This is a genomic window from Shinella sp. HY16 (genome assembly GCF_028534175.1).
Taxonomy (GTDB): Bacteria; Pseudomonadota; Alphaproteobacteria; order Rhizobiales; family Rhizobiaceae; genus Shinella.
In genome coordinates, this window is record NZ_JAHYXL010000002.1 from 507,498 (window position 1) to 529,098 (window position 21,601).

The following is a 21,601-nucleotide window of genomic DNA, read 5'->3' on the forward strand; positions in this document are numbered from 1 at the left end:
AATCAGCGACGGCCGCCGATAAATGGATGAATTGCCCGTTTTGTTGCGTAATGCAATACTTTTGTGTTGACATAGGCAACAAATTTGCCGAATTCTGGTTTTGCGAGGTAATAAGTTTAACAATCGCAAACTCTACGGGAGGTTCCTATGTTTTCCATTACGCGGCGCTCGCTCATGCTTGCAGCGCTCCTGGCGTCTGCAGCGGGCGTGGCCGGCCCCGCCTTCGCCCAGTCCGGCGAAGTCACCATCAGCCACTATTTCACGGGCGAGCTCGGCTTGAAGGCATTCAACGAGCAGGTCGAAAAGTTCCAGCAGGCGACCGGTATCAAGATAAAGGAAAGTCCTGTTGGTCATGAGGACTTCAAGACCGACATCCTCGTGCGGGCAGCGGGCCACAGCCTTCCGGATGTCTTCAGCTACTGGGCCGGTGCCCGCGTCGATTTCATCGTGAAGTCCAACAGCCTGCGTCCGATCGACGGCGTGTGGACGAGCGAGAAGCTGGACAGTGTGGTCGCCAAGCCCATCGCCGACAGCGCGACGCTCTATGACGGCAAGCGTTTCCTTGTGCCGTTCAACTATCACTATGCCGGCCTGTTCTATAACAAGAAGGTGCTCGCCGATGCCGGCGTGACGAAGCTGCCCGCGACTTGGGACGAGTTCACTGCGCTTGGCAAGACCCTGAAGGAAAAGGGCATCGCCCCCATCGCACTCGGCTCCAAGAACCGTTGGCCGGCGCAGTTCTGGTTTGATTACCTGCTGCTGCGCACTGCTGGCCCCGATTATCGTGCCAAGCTGATGAAGGGCGAGGCGTCCTATGACGACCCGGAAGTCGTCGCAGCCATGACGCTCTGGAAGGAGCTTCTTGATCAGGGCTTCTTCGTCGAGAACGCCAATGCCGACGACTGGACGGATGCTGCCGACAAGGTGGCCCGTGGCGATGCGGCGATGACCCTGATGGGCACCTGGATCACCGGCTACTGGAATGGCGTCGGCCTCGTTCCCGGGCAGGACTACGATTTCTTCCCCTTCCCGAAGATCAAGGACGGCGTCGCGAATGCCGCCGTCGGCCCGGTCGATGGTCTGGTGATCTCCGCCAACGCCGCCAATCCTGAAGGTGCGGAGAAATTCCTCGCCTTTATGATGTCGAACGCCGATGTGCAGGCGAAATGGGCCGAAGCGCAGGGCGCGCTGTCCGCAAATGTCAATGTTGACCCGAAGACCTACAATGTCGTCATGCAGAGCGCGGCGAAGACCGTTGCCGAGGCTGAGGCCTTCGCCTTCAACTACGACCTCGCCACCACGCCGCCCGTTGCCGAAGTCGGTCTTTCCATGTTTACGCGCTTCGTCGACGATCCGTCCAAGCTGGATGAGATCCTGAAGGCCGTGGCTGTGGATGCCAAGACGGCATTCAAGCAGTAGGCCAAACAACAGGAATGAAGACCGCGGCCCAAGGTGGGCCGCGGTTTACCGGAAAGGAATTCTGATGGAGCGGCACAACACCGTCTGGCGCGTTGCGCTTCTGGCACCGCCATTGTCCGTCTTTGCCGTCTTCGTGATCTGGCCGTTGTTCAGTTCGTTCTTCTACAGCGTGACGAACTGGAACGGTTTCGACTCGAACTACGACTTCGTGGGCCTCGACAACTTCGCCAAAATCTTCACCGACAAGCTGTTTATGAATGCGGCGATCAACACGACGATCTGGATGGTCGCCGCGATCGTGGTACCGACGCTGTTCGGCCTCGGTCTTGCACTGCTGCTCGACGGAAAGGTTCCGGGCGGGCGAGCCTTCAAGACGGTGTTCTACCTGCCGATCTGCCTTTCGGCCGTCATCGTCGGGCAGATCTGGATCTGGATCTACCAGCCGGACTGGGGCCTGCTCAACACCATGCTTTCCAACGTCACCGGGGAGAAGATGCGCTATGCCTGGCTTGCCAAGCCCGATACGGCGCTTGGATCGGTGATCCTCGCCTGGTCCTGGCAGCAGACCGGCCTTTCCATGGTGATCTACCTCGCCGGCCTGACGGCCATTCCGGAAGACCTCCTGGAAGTCTGTGAGATCGAGGGGGCGAAACTCTGGCAGCGCATCGTCTTCGTCGTCCTGCCGCTGCTCACCCCGTCCACCGTCGTCGTCATCGCCCTTTCGGTGATCAACTCGCTCAAGGGCTTCGACATCCTCTACATCATGACCGGTGGTGGGCCGTTCAACAGTTCCGATACGCTTGCCATGCACATGTACAACGAATCCTTCCGCAAATACCTGATGGGCTATGGCAGCGCCATTTCCGTCGTGCTGTTCCTGATCGCGCTGACGATCATCGGTATCTACTTCCGCCAGCTCAAGAAGGTGGATCGCATCTATGGCTAATCCTTCCGCCGTCCGCCGCTTCGATCCCTGGCGCGGAGCGATCTTCGCCATGCTTCTTGCGCTCTCGGTTCTCTTCCTGCTGCCGACGCTCGGCGTGCTGCTCGCCTCGATCAAGACGACGCGCGAGATCGCGCTCGGCAGCCTCTGGTCGTTCCCCACGGCGCTCTATCTCGGCAACTTCGTCGAAGTGCTGTCGAATCCCGCAGTGCACCGCTACTTCCTCAATACGCTGCTGGTCACGGTCCCGGGCACTTTGGCCTCGACAGCGCTCGGCGTGCTGGCCGGCTATGTCTTTGCCAAGCTGCCCTTCCGCGGCTCCAACATGCTGTTCCTCGTCCTCGTCGCGGGCATGTTTTTCCCGCCGCAGGTCATCCTCGTTCCGCTCTTCCGCCTGTTCAACGGCATGGGGCTAATCGATACGCTCTGGCCGGTCTTCATCGTCCACACTGCGCTCGGCATCCCGATCTGCACGCTCCTGATGCGCAACTTCTTCTCCACCGTGCCGACGGCGCTCCGTGAGGCGGCGATCCTGGAGGGCGCCAGCGAGTGGCAGGTGCTGACCCGCGTCGTATTGCCGCTCAGCCTGCCGGCGCTTGCGGTGCTCGCGACGCTGCAGTTCACCTGGATCTGGAACGATTTCCTCTGGCCGCTGATCTTCACCCAGTCCGACGACAAGCGGACGATCATGATCGGCATCGTCAATCTCAAGGGCCAGTATTCCGTCGCCTGGGGCGTGCAGGGCGCGCTCTCGCTCGTCGCCAGCCTGCCCACGCTTCTCGTTTTTCTGTTTTTCCAGCGCTACTTCATCAAGGGCATGACCATGGGCGCGGTAAAGGGTTGATCATGACACAGCTTGCACTTCGCTCGATCCGCAAAACCTATGGCGCGCTGGAGGTCATCCGCGGGGTCGATCTCGATGTCGCGGAAGGAGAGTTCGTCGTCTTCGTCGGCCCCTCGGGCTGCGGAAAATCCACCATGCTGCGCATGATCGCCGGCCTCGAGGATGTGACGGACGGCACGATCGGCATTGCCGGCCGTGACGTCACGACCACGGCGCCGGCCAAGCGCGAAATCGCCATGGTCTTCCAGTCCTATGCCCTGTTCCCGCATATGACGGTCGCGGAAAACATCGGCTTTGGCCTGAAGCTTTCCGGGCTGCCGAAGGCGGAGATTTCCCGGCGGGTGGGCGACGTCGCGAACACGCTGCAGATCGGTCCCTTGCTCGAACGGGTCCCCCGTGAACTGTCCGGCGGCCAGCGCCAGCGTGTCGCCATCGGCCGTGCGATCATCCGACAGCCGAAGATCTTTCTGTTCGACGAGCCGCTGTCGAACCTCGATGCGGCGCTGCGCGTGCAGATGCGGCTTGAGATCGCGCGTCTCCATGCGCGCCTCGGCGCCACGATGATCTATGTGACGCACGACCAGACCGAGGCCATGACACTCGCCGACCGCATCGTCGTCTTCAACAAGGGCAGGATAGAGCAGGTCGGCGCGCCGATGGAACTCTACGAGCGTCCCGCCAACATCTTCGTCGCCGGCTTCATCGGCGCCCCCGCCATGAACTTCCTGCCAGCTTCGGTGGAAGATGGACACCTTGTTGTGCATGGGGTGCCTGTGCAGAACACGCGTCCCTGGAGCGCCTCGGGAGCGACCACTGCCGGCATCCGTCCAGAGCATCTGACGATTGTTCCGCCGGAACAGGGGGGAATCCGTGGTCGTGTCGAGTTGATCGAGCGTCTTGGCGCGCAGACCTACGCCTACGTTGAAACACCAGGTCTGAATGATCCGATCACTCTTTCGGCACCAGATGAAAGCAACCTGGCAGCGGGCGATATCGTGGGAATGCAGCCGGCGGCGGACAAGCTGCATGTTTTCGATGCAAATGGGGTCGCGATTTCAGGGTAGGAGCGGACCGGTGTGGGCCAGACTTGGCGGGCTGATGGTTCGCTTCCCATCAAGAGCTTCACCGTGCAGACCGGGCCGGCATGTGCAGGAAAGTGCAGTGCCGCGGGGCTATAGCTTTATGTCGTAGGTCACCCAGTTCGTCTTGCTGGCCATGCGGTCATAGACATTGCGGCCCCGGTAGTTGTTTTCCGCCGTAATCCAGCGCACCACCGACCAGCCGTTTTCGGCCGCAACGCCGCGTACCGCTTCGATCAAGGCGTCGGCGACGCCGAGCCCACGCGCGTCCGAAGAGACGAAAAGGTCGTCTAGGAAGCAGCCGGTTGTGGCCGAAAGCGGGCGAGCGAAGGGGCGGAAGTGGGTAAGTCCAAGCACTTTCCCGTCAGGGCTGACGGCCAGAAGTCCGCGGGATTCCTTTGTCTCGTCGAGCAGCCAGGACCAGACCGTTTCCCGCATTTCAGGTGTCTGGGTCACTTTGTAGAAGTCGGCATAGCCCTGATAGAGCGTGTCCCATTGCGATCTGTCATCGGCGCGAACCGGGCGAATGGAAAAGTTGGTCACGGTGAAATCCTCCTACAATGTCATTGAGCCGCCGACGCGACTTTTTTCTGTTTTCCGGCAAGACGGATGAGAGCAAGCGCCAGTTCGGCAAGAGCGAGAGACAGAACGACGACGAGAAACCACTGGTTGCCAATAGCACGATTAGCCAGCCGCCGAGCATGGGAAACCCGAAAATACCAATGAAATACGCAATGACGAACCATGTGAGGGCCGCCGAACGAAGCGGCGATGGCGCATCGTTGACTGTTTGGGCCTGAATGATCGAATACGCCAGCCCATAGCCGAGGCCGAGCGTGGTCGCTGAGGCCAGCTGAACAAGAACACCGGCCGTAAAGCCGAAGGCCAGACCGACGCCAAGTGACATCATCACCAAGAGAAGCACCGCTATGCGGTTCGAATCCGCCTTTGTCAGCGTTGGTGCCAGGAAGAAGCGTAACCAACGACCGTTATGGCATAGGCGCCGAAATAGGTCCCCGCCTCCAGCGTGGTCCCACGGATGAGCGATGTCTGGAAGGTCATCAGGCCTGTGAAGACGGAGGCGCCAAGCCCGACCATCAGGATGGGGAACAGAGCCCGACTGCGGACCAAAGCGGGCAGGGCGCGCATCCAGGCGGTCGATTCACGGGTGTTTTGCACAGTATATGGACGAGGGGAAATGGTTTCGAAGGAAGGCAGCATGGCCGAAGCCAGGGCGCAGGCGCCGGCAATCACGCTGAAAGGCCGCAGGTAGACATGACGGTCCTCATCGGTGCCAATGGCAGCGGAAGAAATATCTGCATGCAACTCCTCATGCGGTTTTAGAAGCCGGACTGCGGACGAATCCTGGTCGGCGGCCAGGATATCCGCGCTATCGACAGCCGGGCGCTCGCCGCAATGATCGCCCCGGTCTTCCAAGAGACCCTGCTGTTTGATGAAACCATTGCGGACAACATCCGCGTCGGCAGGCCGGTGGCATCCGATGCGGAGGTGGAGGCCGTCGTCAGAGCCGCTGCCGTTCACGACGCGATCATGGGTTTCGAACTCGGTTACCAGACCCGGGTGGGTCCACTCGGTGCGCGGCTTTCCGGCGGTGAGCGCCAGCGGATCTGCATCGCCCGGGCGATCCTGAAGGACGCGCCGATCGTCGTTCTCGATGAGGCGACGTCGGCGCTCGATCCGGAAAACGAAGAGGCGATCCAGCGCGCTGTATCGGCCCTTTTCGTCATTGCCCACGATCTTCCTTCTATCGTGGCTGCAGATCGGATTGTGCTTCTGGACGGCGGCAGCCACGAAGCCCTGCTGGCCTCGTCACCGATCTACCAGCGGTTATAGAGGGGCTCGGCCGAAATGCGCCGCTGGAAGATGGCGCAGGGCTGACTTTTTGCCTCGCTATGGTTGGCCTGTTCCTTCAGGAGATCCGGTTGCCGGGCGTCGGTCGAAGCGGTAGGGTTGATCGATGCTGACAGACCTCAATCTCAATCTCCTACGGTCGTTCTTCATGATTGCCAAGGAGCGAAGCCTTACGCGCGCGGCGGCGCGGCTCAACATGAGCCAGCCCTCCGTTAGCCAGGCGCTCCAGCGGCTTGAAGAGCAAATGGCCTGCCAGCTCGTTCTGCGCGACAGCCGCCGGTTCGAGTTGACGGCCCGTGGGCAGAAGGTTTTCGAGGAATGCGGCGAGATTTTCGATGCTGTCGAGCGCATCGGTCAGTTGACGCAGGATAAGACGGTCGAGGAATTCGGCGAAGTCCGCATCCAGATCATCTCCAATCTGGAATCACCGCTGATCAACGAGGCGCTGCGGCTCTATCATCAGCGCTATCCATCCGTGACGTGGGTCATCGAGGTGCAGAATAGCCAGGAGACGATCAAGCGCATCAACGCGGAAAAGTGTGGCATCGGATTTTGCCTGTTATCGCGGCCCGTCTTCAACCTGACGTGTGAACTGCTGTTTCGTGAAGAATTCAGCATCTATTGCGGAGCCGAACACGCCTTTTTCGGTCGCAAGGAGGTCGAGAAGCGGGAGTTGCGGCAGGAATCCTTCGTCTCCTTCACCTGCGCCAGTGAAGGCATGGGATTGGAACCCATGTCGGTGCTCAGCCAGAGCCTCGGACTGGGCGAACGCATGAGTGGCCAAAGCCCCAATCTGGAGGAAGTCCGGCGAATGATCGTGGCCGGTCTTGGAATCGGCATCCTTCCGCTAACCGCCGTGCATGACGAAGTCGCGAACGGCCACCTCTGGCCTCTGGAGATCAAGGACTATCCTCTGGGCGCGGATGTTTTTCTGGTTACCCACCCGGAAGGCGAATATTCCCGCGCCGAACGACATTTCCTCGATCTGGTCAAAGAGCTGCGCGCCCTTTATCCGGACATGCATTGAGCATGTCCGGACTGGTCCGCACAATCAGCGATCGGCACGCGCCACGACCGCGTGCAGCAGCACGTTAAGGCCCGGCTCTAGATCGCTGCGGGTGCAATCTTCCTCGTTGTTGTGCGTGATTCCGCCCTTGCAAGGGGTGAAGATCATCGCCGTCGAGCAGTGGCGGGCGAGGAAATAGGCGTCGTGGCCCGCCTGGGACTGGATATCGCGCCAGTCGTAACCCATCCGCACTGCCTCGTCCCGAATGCCGCTCACCATATCGCGGTCGAAGATATCGCCGCCCCAGAACCATTCGTCTTCGATCACTGCTTCGCACCCCGCCCTTGCGGCGCTTTCGTAAACGGCGCGGCGCATTTTCTCAGCCATAACCCGGGCTGTTGCCGGATCGGGATGGCGCACGTCGCAGATCGCCTGGGCGGTGTCGGAAAGGATGCCCGGCTTGTTCGGCCAGGCCGCCAGCCGAGCGCCGGTCGCCTTCCCATCGCCGACGGCGTAGTCCCAGCCGATGTCGTCGACGGCGGTCAACCAACGGGCACCCGCGATCAGCGCATTGCGGCGCAGGTCCATCGGTGTCGGGCCGGTATGCGCCGTCTTACCCGTGAAACGAACGCGCATGCCGTAGCTAGGATAGCCGCCCGTCACCACGCCGACATCACGGCCTTCGAGGTCAAGGAGCGGCCCTTGCTCGATGTGGAGTTCATAATAGGCGTCGATCTCGCCCGCACGGCAAGGCTTGTTGCCGTTGTAGCCGATGCGCTCCAACTCGGCCCCGAAGCGCGCGCCGTCGTCGGAGACCAGATTGTGTACCCAATCTACGTCATAGGCTCCAACGAAACAGCCAGACGCCACCATGGGCGGCGAAAAACGCGCGCCTTCCTCATTCGTCCAGTCCACGACGACGATGGGCCGCCGTGTGACATGGCCGGCATCGTTCAGCGTTCGCACGACCTCAAGGCCCGCAAGCACACCGGCAATGCCGTCAAAGCGGCCACCGTTGATCTGAGTGTCGAGATGGCTACCGATCAGCACCGGCGGCAGCGAGGGATCGTACCCTTCCCGTCGGCCGAAGATATTGCCGAGTTCGTCGATCTCAACGCTCAGACCGGCGTCCCGGCACCAGTTGATGAACAGGTCGCGCATGCGGCGATCGTCATCCGTCAGCGTTAGGCGGGCAAGGCCGCCTGGCCGTCCCTGACCGATTTCGGCAGATCCTTCGATGGTCGACCAGAAGCGATCTATATCGACACGGGTATCGGGTGCGAACGTCATGGGTTCACCTTTCAGATGCGGTAGTTGGGAGCCGGTTACATGCCGAATGACAGCACGCTCATCAGCCCCGGGAAGAGAACGAGAAGGAACATGATGAAGGTCATCACGCCGATGAACGGCAGCAGGTAGCGGAAGGACGCCGACATCGGGATGCCTCCGGTGCGGCAGGCAGCCATCAGGTCGATGCCGAGGGGCGGCGTGTTGGCACCGATCGCCAGGTTGATGGTCAGGAGCACGCCGAAATAGACCGGATCGATTTCGAAGGCCCGCAGGACCGGCAGGAAGACGGGCGCGAGGATCAGAATAATGGCGATGGATTCCATGAAGGTGCCGAGCACCAGAACGGCCATCATCATCAGGATCAGGGCTACCGTGGCGCTTTCAGTTGCTCCGGTGATGCCGTTAACGACAAGCTGGGGGACCTGCTCGACTGTCAGAATCCAGCCGAATACCGAGGCGGCGGCGATAACGATCAGGATCGAGCCCGTCATTTCGGTGGTGTCGCGCAGCAGGCTGAAGACCTTGGCGAATGTCAGGCGGCGATAGACCAGCATCCCGACCAGCAGCGCATAGGCGACGCCGACACCGGCTGCTTCCGTCGGCGTGAAGATGCCGAAGCGGATACCGCCGACGATGATGACCGGCGCCAGCAGGGCAAGGATGGATTCGCGCAGTGCCGTTCCCAGACGGGCCCAGCTGAAAGGTTCGCCGCCCTTCCAGCCGTTCTTGCGCGAAATCCACCAAGCCACGACCATCAAGCCGAGGCCGAGCAGGATGCCGGGGCCGATCGAATGGATGAAAAGCTGGCCGATGGATGTGCCGGTCGCGGTACCGTAGACGATCAGCACGATGGAAGGCGGAATGACCGTGCCGAGCGAGCCTGCACAGCCGAGGCCAGCGGCAGAAAAGCCGGGATGATAGCCACGCTCCTTCATGGCCGGCAGCAGCATGGAGCCGATGGCGACCACATCCGCGACGCCCGAGCCTGAAAGCGAACCGAACATCATGCAGGCGGCGATCATGACGATGGCAAGCCCCCCCGTGCGCTGTCCGACAACAGCTGCGCAGAGATTGACGATTCGGGGCGCGAGCCCGCCATGAACCATCAGCAGGCCGGCAAGCAGGAACAGTGGGATCGCAAGCAGGGTGAAGCTGTCGATACCGGCGACCATGCGCTGCGCGACGACCATCACTGGCAGTGCGTCCCCGACAAGCAGATAGGCGACCGAGGACAGCGCGAGCGCGATCACGATCGGTGCGTCGATCAGCAGCAGAAGGACGAAGACGACGAAAAGAACGATAAGGGCGAGGCTCATTTGCGCAGTTCCAGGGCCAGCAGGGCGACGAAGGCGAAGACCGCGGTGACCGGCAGGGCCAGATAGACAAGACCGGCGGGCCAGCTGAGAACCGTCGTCTCATGCGACCAGGTGAGGGATGTCATTTTCCAGCCGGACCAGAAGACGACGATCAGGAACAGGAAGGAGGCCAGGCGTGCGAGCCTGTCGAGGAAAACGCGGAAGCGGCCGGGTGCGACGATCAGGTCGGTCAGTCCGGCACAGAGATGCGTCTTGCGGATGAAGGCGGAGATCGCGCCGATGAACGTTGCCCACACCAGCAGCAGGCGCGGAATCTCCTCCGACCAGCGTGGTGTGAAGGAGAAGGCATAGCGGCAGATGACGACGTAGACGATGATGCCGGTGAAGGTAGCGATAGCCAAGCCGCCGGCGGCCCCGGCAGTCCGGTCTATTGCGGCAGCTATCCGTGGCGGGTTCGATGCATCCTGCATGGAAATCTCGCTGATATGTGGGAAGACTTGGATGGAAACGACTTTGTCCTGCCCGCGGGAGGCAGGCAGGACAAAGGGGATCGCCTTTACTTGCGATAGCTATCCATGATGGCGAGCAATTCGGGACCGAAAACGCCCTTCTCGTTGTCCCAGATCGGCTTCAGCGCCTCTACGAAGGCGGCCTTGTCGACCTCGTTGAACGCCATGCCCTTGGACTTCAGCTTTTCGATGAGTGCTACCTCGTTGTCGGCAACCATTTGCCGCTGGGCGTTGCCCCATTTGACTGCGGCTTCCTTGACGATGGCCTGATCTTCGGGAGAAATCTGCGCCCAGGTCATGCTCGACACCGTCAGGCAGGCCGCGCCCCAGATGTGGCCGGTCATCGAGACATATTTCTGCACTTCATAGAATGACGACGCATCGATGATCGACAGCGGGTTTTCCTGCGCGTCGAACACGCCTTGCTGGAGAGCCGAATAGAGCTCGCCGAAAGCGAGCGGTGCGGGCTGTGCGCCAAGAAGCTCGAAGGTTGCCAATCGAACCTTGTCCGGTGTCACGCGGATCTTGATGCCGGCGAGATCGGCGGGCTTGGCAATCGGATGCTTGCTGTTGGTGATGTTGCGGAAACCGTTCTCCCACCAGGCGAGAACTTCGATGCCTTTCGGCCGCAGCAGGTCGGAAAGCGCGGTTCCAAGCTTGCCGTCAAGCGCTGCAAAAGCTTGCTCGCGGCTGGTCCAGGCATAGGGCATTTCGATGATGCCGAATTTCGGCTCGACGAACTGGAAGGAACCACTGCCGATCAGGCCGCCTTGGATGGTGCCGATCTGCATGCCCTCGATCACTTCTTTCTCCGTACCCAGCTGGCCGGAGGGGAAAATCTCGATCTTGACGCGGCCTTGCGTCTTTTCCGCAACGTCCTTGGCGAAGTCGGTAGAGGCCACATGCCAGCTATGCGTATCGGCCAGCACATGACCGAGGCGGATCGTCGTCTCGGCCATGGCGGCCGAATGTGCGGAAAGGCTAATAACGCCCGCTATAACTGTCGCAGCGAGACCACGGGAAATATTCAATATGCCCAGTTTCATAACACCCTCTTATGTTGTGTTCGTTCTGGGCATATTAGGCAGACAGGAGAGTCTGTAACGCAAATAGCCAAACTCAATGGCAAGCATTGCGTCCGCTTATGAGCAGGCCCGACATTTTCCGTGGATTATCCTGTGGTTGCTATGCATTCGATTTCGATATCGAAATGCGTCCAGGGGCGGATGGTCACGCAGCTTCGGGCTGGAAAACCATGCGGAAAATACTCGCGATAGACAGCATTCATATCCGCTGCGAAATCGTTGTCGGTAATAAAGACTAATGATTTGAAGACATTGTCGAGTGAAGAGCCCGCGTGACGCAACGTAAAGGAAAGGGCTTCCATGCAGGCTTGGGTCTGCGTTGCTATGTCGCCCCTGACGATCTCACCGGTCCCGATGTCGATCGGCGGCATTCCGCAGGTGTAGAGAAGACCGTCCACCCGGGTCAGGACCGTGGTCGGCGCACCCAAGCGGCGAATGGCCTCTGAAATGATAGGAATTTCAATGATTTCGTGTCTCATTCTAGATCACCTTCAGGCTTGATGGAGCAATCCTGATAACCCGGGTACGAGTGGAGCGGTAGATAGGGCTGGCCATCACGGACGCCGGCGGGCGCTGTGCCCCCGGGCGATCGTCCATTTGTCGTTGGAACTCGGCGGATCAGAGCGCAAACCTAGCGACTAGCCTATCCAATTGAAGGCTTCACCATGTGCATTCGGCGTGAAGTCGCATGCGCTGCCTTCATCACCGTCGCGAACAGTCTGGCTTGGGCTTGGGATCGTGCCGATTTTGCTGAGGTGATCACCGCCCCTGCCACGCCAGCGCGTGGGATGACCTCACCGCATCGCTTGTCATATGTCGGAATCGTAGCAGATGCGAAACCCGGTGTGGCTCGTCGATGAGTCCGGGCTCATCGACGAGCGCGCAGCAATCCGGTAGCGATAGCAGTAGCTCTTGTGGCAAAGGAACGACCCGCCCTTCACCACCTTGTCACGGTTGCGGCTGGCCTGCTCATTGCGCTGCCGCGCAAGCTTCCCGAGCGAGCGGATGCGAAAGGAATCGGCAGTCCATTCCCAGACATTGCCCGCCATGCCATAGAGCCCGGCGCCGTTCGGTGAAAACGCATCAGCAGGGGATGTTCCAAAAAAACCGTCCGCGCATGTATTCTGCTCGGGGAAACGGCCCTGCCATATGTTGCAGAACACCGCCTGATCGCTGGGTTCATCGTCACCCCATGGGAAACGTGGGTCTGCCGCGCCGCCGCGAGCGGCATGTTCCCATTCTGCCTCGGTCGGCAGGCGGCCGCCGCACCAGGCGGCGAAGGCCATGGCGTCATTCCAGGAAACCTGCACGGCGGGATGATGGGTGCGGGCGTGGATTGTGCTGCCGGGCCCTTCCGGCGACCGCCAGTTGGCACCGTCGATGCGAAGCCACCAGGGGATTTGCGCACCGACTGGCGCGTGGCCCAACCCCTCTGGCAGCAGGCCGCGGAACACCGGTGCCCAGCCGAACCTCTCCGCTTCGGTGACGTGGCCCGTCGCAGCGATGAACTCGGCGAAGCGTGCATTGGTTACCGTTGTCGCTTCGAGCTCGAAAGCACCGAGCTTCACGGCCCGGCGAGGACCTTCCCCGTCGTCAGGGATGACCGGACGGTCGGTTCCGACATGGCTGTTGGCGGCCGGGAAGCGTATGCGCACGACTTGCATGCATGCCGCCATGGCCCGCGGGGTTGCCGGTTCCCGTGGATCATGTGCAGATCCCTTGCGACGTTCGCCAATATCGGAGCAGCAACTCAACGGTCAGGCTGCCCTTCTGAGGCCAGCCAGTACATCGGCGCTCACATGTTCAGGAATATCTCCGATCTCCGCCATTCGCGCATCCAGTTTCGCCAGCATACGTTCGAAGACCTTGGCATAAGCCGGATCGCTGGCACAATTGGAAAGCTCGAATGGATCCTTTTCGCAATCGAAAAGCTCCCATTCGGGCGGCTCGTCGCCGGCAAAGGCGCCGAGCTGGTCGAGCGGATCGTTGTACCAGTAGATGAGCTTGTAGCGCTCGTCACGCACGCCGTAATGTGCGAAGGCGTTGTGGAATTCGTCCTTGTGCATCCAATAGCGATGGTAGGCGAGACCCTTGTCATTCTCGTCCGCTGTCTGCTCCAGGATCGGCCGCATGCTTGTTCCCTGCATGTAGCTCGGAACAGGCAGGCCCGCATAGTCGAGAAATGTCGCCGCAAAATCCACATTGGTCGTGATATGCGCCGCGCGTGCGCCGGCTTCGATCCCGTCGGGATAACGGATGAGGAAGGGCATCTGCAGCGATTCCTCGTACATGAAGCGCTTGTCGAACCAGCCGTGTTCGCCGAGGAAGAAACCCTGGTCGGACGTGTAGATGACGATGGTGTTGTCGCGCAGGCCTTGTGCATCGAGATAATCAAGCAGACGGCCGACATTCTCGTCGACGGCGGCGATGGTCTGCAGGTAACGCATCATGTAGCGCTGATATTTGAACAGAGCCAGTTCCTGCGGATCGGTGAAGACGAAGTTCTCGCCCGTGAGGCCATCGATCAGGCGCAGCTCCTCTCCCTCCCTGATTTCAGGCACCTTGCGCTGGGTCCATCCACCCAAAAGCAACGTGCCGACCTCCTCGCCGCCTTCCGGCTGGACGAGGCCGAGATCCTTGTAGGTCATGTCGGAGCGGATGCGCATCTTGGCCGCCGCAGCCGCCGTCGCGCGGTTGGCATAGTCGTCGGAGAAGGTCTCAGGCACCGGCAGCGCGCCATCCGCATAAAGGTGCCGATGGCGCGGATGCGGTTCGAAGCTGCGATGCGGTGCCTTGTGGTGGCACATGAGGAAGAAGGGCTTGTCGGGGTCACGATTGCCCAGGAAGTCGAGGCACTTGTCGGTGATAATGTCGGTCGCGTAACCTTGCTCGAGGTGCGATCCGTCACGGTCGATCATAACGGGGTCGAAATAGTCGCCCTGGCCGGGTACGACCGACCATTCGTCGAAGCCCGTCGGCTCGTGCGCCTTGCCTTCGCCGAGATGCCATTTGCCGAAGATTGCGGTCTGGTAGCCGCCGGCGCGCAGGTGCTTGGCCACGTTGGGCTGGCGATTGTCGATATGCGTATCGAGCGTCGTCACCGTGTTCACATGATTGTAGGTTCCGGTCAGAATAGCGGCCCGGCTCGGCGTGCAGATAGAGTTCGTCACGTAGCAGCGGTCGAGGCGCATGCCCTCGTCGGCGATGCGGTCGAGATTGGGGGTGCTGTTGAGACCCGAGCCATAGGCGGAAATCGCCCGCGCGGCGTGGTCGTCCGACATGATGAACAGGATATTGGGCTTCTTGGACATTCTCATCTCGATGAAAGAGGGCCGGCGCGGGTGTCCGCGCCGGTCGATTGGCCTTAGTTGCCGGCGTAAAGATCGGCCATGTAATAGTCTTTCGGATCGAGCGGGTTCTCGATCTTGCCGAAGGCGACGAACTGTTCGTTGAGGCCTTTCAGCCAGCCCTCGACAGTGCCGTCCTTGCTCGCAGCGGCCAGTTCGGCCGAAGTGAGGAACTTGCCGTTCGTGCTTTCGGTGCGGAGTGGGTCCACTGGCGCGCCAAGGAAGCTTGCCGTGATGTCGACGGAGCGCGGCACGTCGGCAGCACGGAAGTCGTTGGCTTCCTTCATCGTGGCGATGAAGCGCTTGACCAGATCGACGTCCTCGGTAACAACCTCGTTGCGAGCGACGAACGCGGACGGGAACGAGTTCTGTGGATAGAAATCGCTGCTCTTGGCGACTTCCACCAGATCTGGCAGCGTGTTCTTGATGACGCCGACCAGCGGATACCAGATGCCCGCGCCGTCGATCTGCCGGGAGGCGAAGGCCGAGACCACGGTAGGCGGGTCCATTTTGACGACTTCGACGTCGGACAGCGTCATGCCGGCCTTGGCGAGTGCGAGGCGCAGTAACATATCGCCAGACGTGCCCTCGGGAACGCCGATCTTCTTGCCCTTGAGATCGGCCATGGAATTGATGCCCCGTTGGGCGATGACGCGATCCGACAGGCCGAGTGCGTTCATGGCCACGAGCTTGGCCTTGCCGGTGGCAGGCAACCACAATGCGCCGGGACCGACATAACCGAAATCGAGGCTGCCGGCGCCGAGCGCCTGGATCTGGATCGGGCCATTGGTGAAGACCTTGAGGTCCGGCTCCAGGCCATGCTTTGCCCACAGGCCTTGGTCACTGGCGATCGCCGTGAGACTGGTGCCGAAATAGTCGGCGATATAGCCGACGCGTACTGGTTTGGCGTCGGCGCGGGCGGATCTTGCCGAAAGGCCGAGGAAGGGGCTCGCGATGGCGCCTGCGGCGACTGCGCCGAGAAGCTTGCGTCTGGTAAAGGTCATGATTTTCTCCTCCTTGTCATGACGTTGATTTGGCTTGGCTGTTCTGGTGGTAGACCGCATACCAAACCTGATTGCGGATCTCGGCGAACTCCGGCGACAGTCGAATTTCTTCCGTGCGTGGATAGGGCAGGTCGACAGGAATGATCTTGTGCAGACGGCCGGGCCTCGAAGCCATGACGATGACGCGGTTGGCAAGATAGACCGCTTCGTCGACATCATGAGTGATGAAGACGACGGTGCGCCGCTCCCGGCTCCACGTGTCCAGCAACTGGTCCTGCATGTTGACGCGGGTCAATGCATCGAGTGCGCCGAAAGGTTCGTCCATGAGCAGGATCGTCGGGTTGGCGGCATAGGCGCGCGCAATGGCGCAACGCTGCTTCATGCCGCCGGACAGTGTTTTCGGCAGGGCGTCCGCGAAATCCTTGAGGCCGACGAGGTCGATGAAGCGATCGGCGATCGTCTTGCGCGCGGCCGAGGGCAGGCCCTTGATCCTGAGGCCGAACTCGACATTCTCGCGAACCGTGAGCCAGGGGAACAGGGCGTATTGCTGAAAGATGACGCCACGCTCCGGCCCCGGTCCATTAACCGGCTTGCCATCGACGAGCACGCGTCCGTCAGACACGTCCGTCAAGCCGGCGGCGATGTTCATGGCTGTCGACTTGCCGCAGCCGGACGGGCCGACGACGGTGACGAATTCGCCGTCGGCGATGTCGAGATTGAGCCGGTCGAGGGCGAGGAACGCGTTGCTGCCCTGGCCGAAACGACGGGTGACGTTCTGGAACGAGATCTTCGGTTCGCTGTTGATAGGGGTCATTGGACGCGCTCCTGCCACTGGGTGAGGCGCCGTTCCGCCGCTTGGACGAGGCGGTCCATGACAAGGCCGAGGATGCCGATGGTGATTAGGCTGACGAAAATGGTGGGTAGTTCGTAGTAGAGTTGTGCCTGCTGCATGCGGAAGCCCAGTCCGGACTGCGCCGCGATGAGCTCGGCGGCGACAACCGTTGCCCAGGAGGAGCCTAGGCCGATCCGTACCCCGACCATGATGAAGGGCATCGAGGCGGGAATGACCACGCGCCAGAAGATCACTCCATCCTTCGCGCCGAGCACGCGCGCCGCATTGATCAACGTCCGATCGGCGCTGATCACTCCCTGATAGGTGGCGACCACACAGGACAGGAAGGAGGCTAGGAAAATGACGAAGATTTTCGGCGCTTCATCGATGCCCATGGTTACGATGGCCAGCGGAATGATCGCCAGCGGCGGGATCATGCGGAAGAACTGGACATAGGGTTCGATCAGAGCCCGGGCGACGCTGTACCATCCCATCAGGAAGCCGACGGGAACGGCGAGCGCGACCCCGAGCAGGAAGCCAGTCAGAACGCGCCGGAGGCTGGAGACGATATCGAGCAGCAACTGGCCGTTGGCGAGCAGCGTGACCGCGCGCTCCGCCACTTGCGCGGGCCCTGGCAAAACGACCAGTTTGGCTTGGGTGATTGCCCACCAGATGATTAAGCCGATCGCGAAGGCGGTCAGATTGAGTGCGAGTGGACCCAGCTTCCCGGCTGAGGCACTCCTGGTGACGCCCGCCTCGTTTTTTGTCGTCACGGAGCTCAATGGCGGTCTCCAGAATAAAAGAAGTGATCCAGGGCCACGGCGGCGCCGCCGAAAGCACCGGGCTGCGCCCCGAAGCTGGTTCGCTCGAACCGGAGGATGTCGCGCATATGCGGCATCACGCGCGGCGGCAGGTGTTGGCGTAGATGCGCGAACAGGCTCTCGGGGGCTTCACCAAGATGACCACCGAATACGATCAGGTCCGGCGTCAGCAGCGTGATCGCGATGGCCAGCGAATCCGTCAGGCGGTTGAGTACCGGCACCCAGCCAGCAGTCTTTTCCATCCTTGCCAGCAGGTCAGTCGGCGCCGGGCCCTCCAGGCCCAGGGATTGCGTCAGAACGCGCTCGTTCAGGTAGCATTCGAGACAGCCGTGATTGCCGCAGCTGCAGCGCGGCCCATCGTTGGAAATCTGGATGTGACCGAGTTCGACGGCGCCATGGCCGCCTGGCCGGAACGGCATGCCGTCTATCACCAGCCCGGCACCAAGCCCGGACCGCAGATAGACGAACAGCGTGCCTGGCACCTTGCGACCCAGACCGAAGCGCGCTTCCGCGATCGCCATTGCGGTGACATTGTGCTCCAGGATCACCGGCAGGCCGGTCTGTTGTTGCAGCATGTCGGCCAGGGGCACGTTGCACCATCCGGTATTGATCGACGTTAGTATGGTGCGTTGGTCGGTATCGACAGGACCCGGCACGCCAAGGCCGACGCCGAGAATGCGTTCGATGCCGCTCGACGCCTGAAGTGTCCGGATTTCGCCGGCAATGCGCGCGAGTATTGCTTCGGGTGATGCGAGAGGCAGGTCGAAGTCGAAAGACGCCGCGGCCTTGGGCGCGCCCATGAGATTGGTGATAGCGAGTTGCACGAGCCCCGCGCCGACATGCACGCCGGCAACATGTCTCGCATCGGGCAGGAGCCGGATCGCCTGACCCGGCCGCCCCACGCCGCTGCTTCCCACGGGCTCCTCTTCGGCAACGTCGCCCTCATTGAGAAGTTGGGCTGTCACATGTGTAAGCGTGGTAGCAGACAGCTTGCTGCGGCGTGCGAGAATTGCGCGCGATTGTGGTCCCTCATCGCGCAGAATACGGAGAATCTGTCCGTGATGCAGCCCCATGCATGCCCCTCCACCAATTATTTTCTAAAGTTTAGAAATTAATTTGCATCTGTCAAGGCAGGCCGGTTCTGCTTGGGCCGGAATGGCACTCTCATGAGTGATTTCGAGTGTTTCCGGGGCCCCATGTTCACTGGAAACACTTTCGGTCCGCCGGGCGCGTTTAGGTTGTGGCGCGGCCATTTAGAGAATGGCATGTGTGATACGTAAACGGGTCAATTATGAAGTAATTGTACGTATTTATGTCTTTCGTATTGACCGAGCCTAAAATGTTTGAGGCAGCTCGCCTTACTCCGCGAAGAACGGACGGGTAGATAGGGTGGCACAGCATGCGTCAGAATTCTTGCTGGAAATCGGGCAGTTGCTGATGGCGACGCGTAAAGGCCGGCAACTGACACAGGAGCAGGTTGCCAACATGGCGGGTGTATCGCGTCCCCGCTATCGTGAGATAGAAGCCGGAAGCAGTGCCGCGCCCACAACGACACTGATCAACATCGCGCGCGCTCTCGGGCTTGAATTGATGCTTGTACCGCAGGCGATGGTTCCGGCCGTTGATGCGCTGCTACGGCCCCAGGATGATATCGACGATCTCCCGGCATTCCTCGCTCATCCGGACGAGGATGAGAATGTCTGAAGCTTCCTCCGATCCGAGTCCATCTCGTCGCGTGATGTGCTGCTGAACGATTTCAAGGTCGGCACGATCGTTCGGACGCCGGGTGATTTCAACGCCTTCAGCTTCGAGGAGAGCTATCGCGCCACCGGCGGCTTTCCGGTGCTCAGCCTGTCTTTCCGCGCAGCCACAGGCGGATTGCGTAAGGACCCCAAACCAGTTGCCCGTGCTCTACCGGCGTTCTTTGCCAATCTCCTCCCAGAGGACAAATTGCGCGAGGCAATGGAAAAGCACCACGCCGGCAGCGTTCGCGCCGGGAACGATTTCGATCTGCCTATCGCACTCGGGGCGGACCTGCGGGGCGCCATCCGCGTTGTGCCGAGCGAGGGAACGGTGGTGCATCTTGACGATCTACCCGTTTCAAAACCGAAAGCCCGGTTTTCGCTCGCTGGAGTGCAGAAGACGCTTTCGGTTATCTAGAGTACAGGCAAGGCGGCAGGCTGACATTGCCACTTGGCGACGAGCAGGGTTCGTATATCGCCAAGTTTCCGTCGACCTCATTTCCTGGCGTGTCGGAAAACGAATATGCCAATCTTGCTTTGGCAGAAGCCATCGGCATGGAGGTGCCGGAACGGGAACGTGTAGAGCAATCGGGGTTCGAAGGAATTCCAAAGGCGTTCGAGATGCTGTCGGACGGCAAAGTCCTGCTCGTCAAACGCCTTGATCGTGGTCTTGGTAGCCAGCGGATCCATGTCGAGGATTTCGCACAAGTGTTCGGCGTCTATCCTTCCCGGAAATATGAAGGAGCGGCCTAGCATGATTTCGCTGCCGCCTTGAACGTTGCCGTGTCGCCGCCTGCCGCACTGGAGTTTGTCCGGCGGCTGGCTCTGGCTGCGTTGACCGGCAATGGTGACATGCACCCGAAAAACGGGTCGTTGATCTATCGCGAGGCAGGTGACAAACCGCAACTCGCGTCTGTCTATGACGTGCTCTCGACAATCCCATATATCCAGGCAGATGCAATGGCTCTGTCGCTCGGCGGCGAGCGTCCTTTCAAGGCGTTGAATGCGCAGCGCTGGAAAGCTTTTGCCAACCGTGCACGATTGCCGGAAGCTGCAGTTCTCGGGACAGTGGTCGACACGATCGAACGCGTGGACGATCACTGGTGGTCGCTGCCGGAACGCGAGGTTGTTCCGGCAAAGGTTCTCGAGCGTATGGATGCTCATGTGCGGCTGATGACACCGCGGCGGCACGTGGACCGTCCAGAGATCGAAATCATGAAACTGCAGGATCTTGAGGATACGGGCGCTGTGTTCCAGATCGCGAGACAGGCGATCGAAGGTGAGGCGGAGAAAAACTGCGTATGCACCTCCATTGGACTTGGCCAATGCTGCCTGAAGGCCCGGCCTCGTCTCGAATGACGAGCCACTGACACCGGCATCAACGAACGTGTCGGCAAAATGCCGGCTTTGTCGTAGGATGAATTCCTTTCTGAGGTCGAGCTGGGTTTCGATCGAGGTGGGATTTTGTTGATCTTTTGAACAACGCACGTAAAGCCCGCCGCCTGGGGCGTGCAAAATCACCGGTCTCCCTGGTTTGAAGCGCAGTCACCATGGTAGAGATCGAGTATGGGATTCGGGATTTTCATTCATCGCACAGATTCGATCTATGACGACAGCCCGGCTGAGCAATATCAGTTTCCGAGCCAGTATCTCGGTCGTGTTCAGGCCTGCGTGGGAGACTGGATTATCTACTATGAGCCCCGCAAAGTGGCAGCGACTCGCGGATATTTCGCGATCGCCAAAGTTTCGCGGGCCATTCCGGATCCCAAAGCGCACGGAATGCATCTGGCTCTGATCGAAACTGGCAGCTACCTCGATTTCGTCAACCCCGTTCCCTTCAGTGGTCCAGACGGCGTGATCGAACGCGGAGTTCTGAACGAAGAGGGACGGATCTCGGGACGAGCGCAGGCCGCGGTCCGGCCAATCTCCGCAGCGGATTTTAATCGCGTCCTCTCCATCGGACTGGCGGAAGATCAACCCGAGTTGCCGCGGTCCGGAGAAGCGACTGAGACGTGGGAGCCGGATGGGTTTTCGGACGGTCCCCAGGCTCCCTTTATTTTGGAACAGGAGAGGGCGCGTGTCGCGCAGCTCTCGTCACGTATCGTTCGCGACCGTCTATTTCGCCGCTTGATTTTGCAAGCCTACGACAAGCGATGTGCGATAACAGGCTTGAAGCTGGTCAACGGCGGTGGGCGCGCGGAGGTCGATGCTGCCCATATCCGCCCGGTCGAAGCGAAAGGACCAGATATCCTGTCGAACGGCATTGCGCTCTCCGGAACTGCACACTGGATGTTCGATCGAGGCCTTATCGGCTTGTCAGACGATCTTGATATCCTAGTCTCACGCCATGCAAACGATCGTGACAGTATCCAGGGCCTCATCAACAAGACTGGAAAGGCGATCTCGCCGGTAGGTATCCATGAGCGCCCGCACCCTCAATTTCTACAATGGCATCGTGAGAATGTCTTCAAACATTAGCATGCCCGTGGTTC

22 protein-coding genes and 2 pseudogenes are annotated in these 21,601 nt (G+C 60.5%); 9 read left to right on the forward strand and 15 right to left on the reverse strand.

From position 1 onward, the window contains the following. Positions 1-147 precede the first annotated feature (147 nt). From K0P03_RS22755 to K0P03_RS22770, 4 genes are all read left to right on the forward strand, one after another. Positions 148-1,419, forward strand: coding sequence for an ABC transporter substrate-binding protein (locus tag K0P03_RS22755; RefSeq protein WP_272790702.1), 1,272 nt, complete (start codon positions 148-150; stop codon positions 1,417-1,419). A 64-nt stretch (positions 1,420-1,483) separates the two neighbouring features. After that, positions 1,484-2,365, forward strand: a complete 882-nt coding sequence (locus tag K0P03_RS22760; RefSeq protein WP_024271015.1) for a carbohydrate ABC transporter permease — start codon at positions 1,484-1,486, stop codon at positions 2,363-2,365. Continuing rightward, complete coding sequence (locus K0P03_RS22765; RefSeq protein ID WP_023515220.1) at positions 2,358-3,206, forward strand: carbohydrate ABC transporter permease; 849 nt, start codon at positions 2,358-2,360, stop codon at positions 3,204-3,206. Before K0P03_RS22760 ends, K0P03_RS22765 begins: the two co-directional genes overlap by 8 nt. A gap of 2 nt (positions 3,207-3,208) precedes the next feature. Continuing rightward, a complete protein-coding gene (locus K0P03_RS22770) occupies positions 3,209-4,270 on the forward strand; it encodes an ABC transporter ATP-binding protein (protein ID WP_272790703.1) in 1,062 nt (353 codons plus the stop codon). A 108-nt stretch (positions 4,271-4,378) separates the two neighbouring features. Here K0P03_RS22770 and K0P03_RS22775 read toward each other — a convergent pair whose 3' ends face one another. From K0P03_RS22775 to K0P03_RS22785, 3 genes are read right to left on the reverse strand one after another with little or no spacing between them, the layout of a single operon-like run. After that, the gene (locus K0P03_RS22775; protein ID WP_024271016.1) at positions 4,379-4,828 is read right to left on the reverse strand and encodes a GNAT family N-acetyltransferase; all 450 of its coding nucleotides are present in this window, start codon (positions 4,826-4,828) and stop codon (positions 4,379-4,381) included. Then, positions 4,791-5,201: a hypothetical protein gene (locus tag K0P03_RS22780; RefSeq protein ID WP_156032044.1), complete on the reverse strand. Its 411-nt coding sequence runs from the start codon at positions 5,199-5,201 to the stop codon at positions 4,791-4,793. Before K0P03_RS22780 ends, K0P03_RS22775 begins: the two co-directional genes overlap by 38 nt. Positions 5,202-5,236: 35 nt before the next feature. Further along, positions 5,237-5,722, reverse strand: a complete 486-nt coding sequence (locus tag K0P03_RS22785; RefSeq protein ID WP_051758738.1) for a hypothetical protein — start codon at positions 5,720-5,722, stop codon at positions 5,237-5,239. On the opposite strand from K0P03_RS22785, the gene K0P03_RS22790 reads away from it, so the two are divergent. Both K0P03_RS22790 and K0P03_RS22795 read left to right on the forward strand, forming a co-directional pair. Next, entirely contained in the window at positions 5,678-6,139 is a 462-nt protein-coding gene (locus K0P03_RS22790; RefSeq protein ID WP_245290410.1) for an ATP-binding cassette domain-containing protein, read from the forward strand. The genes K0P03_RS22785 and K0P03_RS22790 overlap by 45 nt on opposite strands. A 124-nt stretch (positions 6,140-6,263) precedes the next feature. Continuing rightward, positions 6,264-7,184 carry a LysR family transcriptional regulator gene (locus tag K0P03_RS22795; RefSeq protein WP_024271018.1) on the forward strand — a complete coding sequence of 307 codons (921 nt, stop codon included), beginning with the start codon at positions 6,264-6,266 and terminating at the stop codon, positions 7,182-7,184. Between the two features lie 24 nt (positions 7,185-7,208). Here the strand turns inward: K0P03_RS22795 and K0P03_RS22800 are convergent, their stop codons facing one another. From K0P03_RS22800 to K0P03_RS22850, 11 genes are all read right to left on the reverse strand, one after another. Next, positions 7,209-8,453, reverse strand: coding sequence for a Zn-dependent hydrolase (locus tag K0P03_RS22800; RefSeq protein WP_023516404.1), 1,245 nt, complete (start codon positions 8,451-8,453; stop codon positions 7,209-7,211). Between the two features lie 35 nt (positions 8,454-8,488). Next, positions 8,489-9,769, reverse strand: coding sequence for a TRAP transporter large permease (locus tag K0P03_RS22805; RefSeq protein WP_023516577.1), 1,281 nt, complete (start codon positions 9,767-9,769; stop codon positions 8,489-8,491). Further along, positions 9,766-10,239, reverse strand: a complete 474-nt coding sequence (locus tag K0P03_RS22810; RefSeq protein ID WP_023516578.1) for a TRAP transporter small permease — start codon at positions 10,237-10,239, stop codon at positions 9,766-9,768. The genes K0P03_RS22805 and K0P03_RS22810 overlap by 4 nt, the downstream gene beginning before the upstream one ends. Before the next feature lie 86 nt (positions 10,240-10,325). After that, positions 10,326-11,237, reverse strand: coding sequence for a TRAP transporter substrate-binding protein (locus K0P03_RS22815; RefSeq protein ID WP_272790704.1), 912 nt, complete (start codon positions 11,235-11,237; stop codon positions 10,326-10,328). Positions 11,238-11,449: 212 nt separating this feature from the next. Then, positions 11,450-11,842, reverse strand: coding sequence for a RidA family protein (locus tag K0P03_RS22820; RefSeq protein ID WP_272790705.1), 393 nt, complete (start codon positions 11,840-11,842; stop codon positions 11,450-11,452). A gap of 330 nt (positions 11,843-12,172) precedes the next feature. Further along, positions 12,173-13,039: a formylglycine-generating enzyme family protein gene (locus tag K0P03_RS22825; protein WP_130521279.1), complete on the reverse strand. Its 867-nt coding sequence runs from the start codon at positions 13,037-13,039 to the stop codon at positions 12,173-12,175. A gap of 81 nt (positions 13,040-13,120) precedes the next feature. Continuing rightward, positions 13,121-14,674 carry a sulfatase family protein gene (locus K0P03_RS22830; protein WP_272790706.1) on the reverse strand — a complete coding sequence of 518 codons (1,554 nt, stop codon included), beginning with the start codon at positions 14,672-14,674 and terminating at the stop codon, positions 13,121-13,123. A gap of 53 nt (positions 14,675-14,727) precedes the next feature. Further along, a complete protein-coding gene (locus tag K0P03_RS22835) occupies positions 14,728-15,714 on the reverse strand; it encodes an aliphatic sulfonate ABC transporter substrate-binding protein (RefSeq protein WP_272790707.1) in 987 nt (328 codons plus the stop codon). A 16-nt stretch (positions 15,715-15,730) separates the two neighbouring features. Continuing rightward, complete coding sequence (locus K0P03_RS22840) at positions 15,731-16,528, reverse strand: ABC transporter ATP-binding protein (RefSeq protein ID WP_272790708.1); 798 nt, start codon at positions 16,526-16,528, stop codon at positions 15,731-15,733. After that, a complete protein-coding gene (locus K0P03_RS22845; protein ID WP_272790710.1) occupies positions 16,525-17,328 on the reverse strand; it encodes an ABC transporter permease in 804 nt (267 codons plus the stop codon). The genes K0P03_RS22840 and K0P03_RS22845 overlap by 4 nt, the downstream gene beginning before the upstream one ends. Continuing rightward, on the reverse strand, positions 17,325-18,440 hold the full coding sequence (locus K0P03_RS22850; RefSeq protein ID WP_272790711.1) for an ROK family transcriptional regulator: 1,116 nt from the start codon (positions 18,438-18,440) through the stop codon (positions 17,325-17,327). Before K0P03_RS22850 ends, K0P03_RS22845 begins: the two co-directional genes overlap by 4 nt. A gap of 316 nt (positions 18,441-18,756) precedes the next feature. Here K0P03_RS22850 and K0P03_RS22855 point away from each other — a divergent pair, with 316 nt between their 5' ends. Together K0P03_RS22855 and K0P03_RS22860 are read left to right on the forward strand one after the other, a co-directional pair. Next, on the forward strand, positions 18,757-19,071 hold the full coding sequence (locus K0P03_RS22855; protein ID WP_272790712.1) for a helix-turn-helix domain-containing protein: 315 nt from the start codon (positions 18,757-18,759) through the stop codon (positions 19,069-19,071). A 21-nt stretch (positions 19,072-19,092) separates the two neighbouring features. Beyond that, positions 19,093-20,291 (forward strand): annotated as a pseudogene (locus tag K0P03_RS22860) (type II toxin-antitoxin system HipA family toxin); the annotation flags it as partial. 69 nt (positions 20,292-20,360) lie between these two features. Here the strand turns inward: K0P03_RS22860 and K0P03_RS22865 are convergent. After that, positions 20,361-20,630, reverse strand: a pseudogene (locus tag K0P03_RS22865) (recombinase family protein); the annotation flags it as partial. Between the two features lie 45 nt (positions 20,631-20,675). Here K0P03_RS22865 and K0P03_RS22870 point away from each other — a divergent pair. Beyond that, the gene (locus K0P03_RS22870; protein WP_023517618.1) at positions 20,676-21,587 is read left to right on the forward strand and encodes an HNH endonuclease; all 912 of its coding nucleotides are present in this window, start codon (positions 20,676-20,678) and stop codon (positions 21,585-21,587) included. The last annotated feature ends 14 nt before the right edge of the window (positions 21,588-21,601 follow it).